Consider the following 4,678-nt stretch of genomic DNA (forward strand, 5'->3'; position numbering starts at 1 on the left):
AGCAGCAATTCCCCTTCCAGCACATGGAACAGTTCCTGGGTGCCGGATGGATGTGCTTGGGCCTGAAACCGCTCGCCAGGATGCAGTTCCCACATCCAGTGTTCCAGCATTTCCGGACCTTCCGAACCGACCAGCAAGCGAGCCGTGCCGCCGAGCGGTCCGGTCCACAGCGTAGGTGTTTCGTCCGGCGCAATGATGCGCACGGCACGTTGCCCGGTGTCCGCCACCGCAACCAGTTCCGCCACCGATACCTTCAAGCCGGACGCGATGCGGCATAGCGTGCCGATACTCGGATTGGCGTTGCCTTGTTCGATCTGCACCAGCATGCCCTTGCTCACATCGCAGCGGGCAGCCAGCTGATCGAAAGACAGTCCACGCGCTTTGCGCAGCCTTGCCATGCGTGTTGCGATCGCTGCATGCAGGGCTTGTGCCGGATCGCTGGCTGGCGTATCGTCGGTCAATATATTGACTTTGGCGGTCATTGGGGCATTTTGCGGCCGTCCCTTCTTTCTCGTCAACACGGCAATCTCTCCCACATGGCATTCCAACCTTCGATCGCGCCGGACATTTTCGCGCTGCGCCCGGATTTCGCGGCGCTAAGCATCTACGCCGAAAACGCACGCAATACTGCCAGCGATGCGCATGGCACCGAACTGCTGCGTCAGGCTTGCCATGATCTGCGCGCGGCGCCGTGGGCGGAAGCACACCTTGCTGCGTGGCGCGATGCCTATAAGGCCTTCGGCGCCAAGCCGCAGCGCACGCCGTGCTCCGCCGAGGCGTTGCACAAGCGAGCCCTGCGCGACCAGATGCTGCCGGCAGTCAATGCTGTGGTGGATCTCTATAACGCCATCAGCGTGCGCTATGCGCTTCCGGTCGGTGGCGAAGATGCGGCGCTGTACGACGGTGTACCGCATCTGATGCGTGCATCCGGCAACGAATCGTTCGAGACGATGGCCGAAGGCGCGCCGAAGATCGAAACCGTGGAGCAGGGCGAGGTGATCTGGTGCGATGCACGTGGTGTCACGTGCCGGCGTTGGAACTGGCGGCAAGGGCTTCGCACGCGCATTACCGAGCACAGTACCGAGATGTGGTTTGTGCTGGAACGTCTGGACCCCATGCCAGGCGATGCACTGCTTGAAGCAGGCGAGCGATTGATCGAAGGCCTGCGCCGGCTGAGCCCGGACGTACGCACGACTCAGCTGTACCTTGCCGCGGCTTCCCAATCGATTCTGTAACCGTGTTGCCCACCGAACATCTTCTCCGGCTTGAAGAAGATCTTCAGGGCGATCGGCATGAGCATGTGCATCAACGCTTTCATCAACGGTCCGGAGGCTTTCTGGCTGTTGGACTTGGCAGCCTGCGCCGCCACCTGTTCGACGCGGCCACGGCGCAGCCGTTCGTAGCAGGCAAACGCCTCGGCGGCATTCGGCATGTCGCGCAAGCAACGCGCGAGTTGAATGGCGCTTTCTATCGCCAGTGACGCACCCTGGCCGGAACTGGACGAGGGCGCGTGCACCGCATCGCCGACCAGCACCATCCTCTCGCTATGCCAGCGCGGAACCGGCGGCATCATTTCGCTTCCGCCGGTGGCAATCAGCAGGTTCGGATCGGCGTATTGCAGCAGCGTTTGTGCGGGCTGATCGTCGCGATAAAGTTCACGCAGGCGATCGATCCATTGTGACGCCGGTATCTTGCGCGCCTCCGCCATCGACAGCGGTGTGTCGTGCGGCAGGCTGCCGAACCAGCAAATGCCTTGGTCAGGATCGGACCAGTAGCCGAGAAAGCCGTGCTTGCCGAACACGAAGGTCATCGTGCCGGAGGCGGCGTCGATCGTGCCGTGTGGTGCGCCACCGCCAAAACCCAGATGGCCGGTGTAGTGCGGCGACGGCGCATTCGGATCGATCAGTTCACGCACGGCCGAGCGAATGCCATCCGCGCCGATCAGAACTTCGCCACTGGCATGAGTGCCATCGGCAAATTGCACCTGCACACCATCGGCCGTTTCGCTGGCGCCGATCACGCGTTTGCCATACACGATGGGGATGCCGGCATCTTCCACTGCCTTGCGCAGCGCCCGGTAGAGATCGGGGCGCCATATCACGCGGCCGGGGTGCATGCCGTTCACGCCGCTGAAGCGGCTGAGAATTTTTCCGCGGCTGTTGGCGATGGTCATGTGCGAAATAGGCCGGCCGATGGCTTGCCGCTCGGCATCGATACCGATGATTTTCAGCGCCTCCAGACCGTTGGGCGCCAGCATCAGCGCGGCACCCACGCCGTCTGCGGCGGTCGGGTATGCCTCGTAAATGGTTGAGCGGATGCCCGCTTTCGACAGCGCCAACGCTACGACAGGACCGGCAATGCCGCCCCCGATGACAAGTGCATGTTTTACGGCTGCCATGGGTTCACCCTTGATGATGATAGGTCATATTATGACTATATAGACATAAAATGATTATGACCGCAAGATGCGTCCCGGGCCGGCCTCAGGATGCGCAGGTGAAAACCCGCCAACGACAGCGATCGCCCCTGGCGATGGTGATTCTTTCTTTCGTGCTGGAAGCGCCATCGCACGCGTACCGCATGCACGAGCTGATCAAGCAGCGCGGCAAAAACAACGTCGTCAACGTGGCTCAACGCAACAGCGTCTACCAGACGATTGCCCAGCTGCAGGCGGCCGAGTTGATACGCGTACGCGAAACCCGGCAGGACGAGGGCAGGCCGGAACGCGTGGTGTATGAGATCACGCCCTTGGGCAAGAAAACCTTCTACGCCTGGCTCGAAGGCATGCTTGCCGAGCCACGGCGCGAGTTCAACGAATTTCCCGCCGCGCTGGCCACGTTGATGGCGCTTTCTCCGAATGTGGTGCTTGCGCAGCTGCAGCGGCGCCGCGAAGCCCAAAAGCGGCAGCTATCCCACGCATCGTCTGCCATGAAGACGATGCTGGCCAAAGGGCTGCCACGGCTCTGCCTGCTGGATGACGAATACAAGCAGGTGTTGCTGAAGGCCGAAATCAAATGGCTGGATGGATTGATCGCCGAGCTTGAGTCGGGCGAGATGACCTGGAACGAGAAATGGCTGCGCAAGCTGGCGGCGCAGTTCGAGAGCGGCAAGCTGGATTGATGGAGGTTATGGATACCTCGCCGCTCCGGCGAAGGCCGGAGCCCAGTGACTTTGGTGCTTAACTGAGCCTGCTGACTCGATAGTGCATGCGTCGACCATGGCATCTTCAACATCGTTTCGACGCTTTCTTATGGCATAAACCCGATCGCCGGCAGCATAATCCCTCGCACGTCCACGCGGGGAACGGTTATGAATTCCAGCACCTTGACGCGTCCAAGCGCATGGATTCCCTTGGCAATGTCCTTCGCCGCGCTGTGCCTGGTCGCCGGCCACGTGATCTTCTTTGGCCACGCACGCGAGACCGATGAAAGCGCAACGGCGCACCTGTTTCAGTTGCTCATTACCTTGCAAATACCCGTCATCGCGTTTTTTGCCTTCAAATGGCTACGACGCAATCCCAAATACGCGGTGGGGATTTTAGCCTTGCAAGCTTTAGCGGGCGCGGTGGCCTGCGCGCCGGTCTGGTATTTCAAGTTGTAGCTGAAAGCGCGGCCATGACGATGAGCATGACGTTCAAAGTGGGTGACCACGTCAGCTGGAATTCCGAAGCCGGGCGAGTCAGCGGCACCATCGTGGCCGTTCACACCAAAGATTTCGATTACAAGGGGCATACGCACCACGCCTCGGCAAAAGACCCGCAATACGAAATCAAGAGCGACAAGACCGATCACATCGCTGCTCATAAAGGCCATGCACTTCGGCATCTACGTTCCTAAGGCACCGCGTGGCGCTTCCGTTCTTCACCATCGGCCATTCAAACCGCAGCCTGGACGATTTCATCGCACTGCTGCGCGAAGCGGACGTTCAACGCGTCATCGATGTCAGAGCCTTCCCGCGATCGCGCACCAACCCGCAATTCAACGAGACCGCGCTGCCGGAAGCGCTGCGCCCCTTCGATCTATCGTATGAACATATCGCCGCTCTCGGCGGCCGGCGCGGCAAATCCAAGCCGGTGCCTGCCGGCGTCAATGCGTTCTGGATCAACCAGAGTTTCCACAACTACGCGGACTATGCGCTTTCAGACGCATTCCGCGTCGGGCTGGAACACCTGATTGCACAGGGACGCAGCTATCGTTGCGCAATCATGTGTTCGGAAGCGGTGTGGTGGCGTTGCCATCGGCGCATCATCGCGGATTACCTGCTGGCGCGCGACGAAACCGTGCTCCACATACTGGGGTCAGGGCATATCGATGCGGCCCGGCTTACAGACGGCGTTGTCCTTCAACCGGACGACACGCTTACGTACCCTGCAGCTGGCGAGCAAGCGTAAAAAGTGCGTTCGTAGGGTTGGGGTGAAATCGCTCCGAACTCGCGCCCCGTCATTCCAGCTTTCGCTCATTGCTGTCCGGGGAAATTCGCTGCGCTCCAGGCAAACATCTGCAACTCAACCGAAGCCCCTTTTTTTCCAGCAAATTCAAAGCTAGCAACTCGTCGCCCCGGCGAACGCCGGGGTCCAGTGCCTTTGAGTATCCGCAAGTCGCTGGGTCCCGGCTTTCGCCGGGACGACGAGCTTTTTAGCCATTTCGCTTAAACAAGCAAAACTTTCCCCGGACAGCGA

7 protein-coding genes are annotated in these 4,678 nt (G+C 60.4%); 5 read left to right on the forward strand and 2 right to left on the reverse strand.

Annotation, left to right across the window (positions count from 1 at the left end):
* Window positions 1-482: helix-turn-helix domain-containing protein (locus VJR68_RS01765; RefSeq protein ID WP_324145827.1), on the reverse strand; the 482-nt coding region annotated here is incomplete at its 3' end.
* 54 nt (window positions 483-536) lie between these two features.
* Between VJR68_RS01765 and VJR68_RS01770 the strand changes: the two genes are divergently transcribed.
* A complete protein-coding gene (locus VJR68_RS01770; RefSeq protein ID WP_324145828.1) occupies window positions 537-1,235 on the forward strand; it encodes a B3/B4 domain-containing protein in 699 nt (232 codons plus the stop codon).
* Here VJR68_RS01770 and VJR68_RS01775 read toward each other — a convergent pair.
* Window positions 1,196-2,398 carry an NAD(P)/FAD-dependent oxidoreductase gene (locus VJR68_RS01775; protein WP_324145829.1) on the reverse strand — a complete coding sequence of 401 codons (1,203 nt, stop codon included), beginning with the start codon at window positions 2,396-2,398 and terminating at the stop codon, window positions 1,196-1,198. The two genes, VJR68_RS01770 and VJR68_RS01775, sit on opposite strands and share 40 nt — an antisense overlap.
* A gap of 98 nt (window positions 2,399-2,496) precedes the next feature.
* Here VJR68_RS01775 and VJR68_RS01780 point away from each other — a divergent pair, with 98 nt between their 5' ends.
* The 4 genes from VJR68_RS01780 to VJR68_RS01795 all read left to right on the forward strand — a co-directional run bounded on the left by VJR68_RS01780 (window position 2,497) and on the right by VJR68_RS01795 (window position 4,390).
* Window positions 2,497-3,120: a PadR family transcriptional regulator gene (locus tag VJR68_RS01780; RefSeq protein ID WP_324145830.1), complete on the forward strand. Its 624-nt coding sequence runs from the start codon at window positions 2,497-2,499 to the stop codon at window positions 3,118-3,120.
* A gap of 237 nt (window positions 3,121-3,357) precedes the next feature.
* Window positions 3,358-3,600: a hypothetical protein gene (locus VJR68_RS01785; RefSeq protein WP_324145831.1), complete on the forward strand. Its 243-nt coding sequence runs from the start codon at window positions 3,358-3,360 to the stop codon at window positions 3,598-3,600.
* A 20-nt stretch (window positions 3,601-3,620) separates the two neighbouring features.
* Window positions 3,621-3,836, forward strand: coding sequence for a DUF2945 domain-containing protein (locus tag VJR68_RS01790; RefSeq protein WP_324145833.1), 216 nt, complete (start codon window positions 3,621-3,623; stop codon window positions 3,834-3,836).
* 8 nt (window positions 3,837-3,844) lie between these two features.
* A complete protein-coding gene (locus VJR68_RS01795; protein WP_324145832.1) occupies window positions 3,845-4,390 on the forward strand; it encodes a DUF488 domain-containing protein in 546 nt (181 codons plus the stop codon).
* Window positions 4,391-4,678: the final 288 nt, after the last annotated feature.

Source organism: Dyella sp., from assembly GCF_035277725.1.
Classification (GTDB): domain Bacteria; phylum Pseudomonadota; class Gammaproteobacteria; order Xanthomonadales; family Rhodanobacteraceae; genus Dyella_B.

What these genes read in the sequence shown, in the direction of transcription:
- VJR68_RS01770 (WP_324145828.1), top strand. Translation starts at nt 537, where the DNA reads ATGGCATTCCAACCTTCGATCGCGCCGGACATTTTCGCGCTGCGCCCG.
- VJR68_RS01775 (WP_324145829.1), bottom strand. Translation starts at nt 2,398, where the DNA reads ATGGCAGCCGTAAAACATGCACTTGTCATCGGGGGCGGCATTGCCGGT.
- VJR68_RS01785 (WP_324145831.1), top strand. Translation starts at nt 3,358, where the DNA reads ATGTCCTTCGCCGCGCTGTGCCTGGTCGCCGGCCACGTGATCTTCTTT.
- VJR68_RS01790 (WP_324145833.1), top strand. Translation starts at nt 3,621, where the DNA reads ATGAGCATGACGTTCAAAGTGGGTGACCACGTCAGCTGGAATTCCGAA.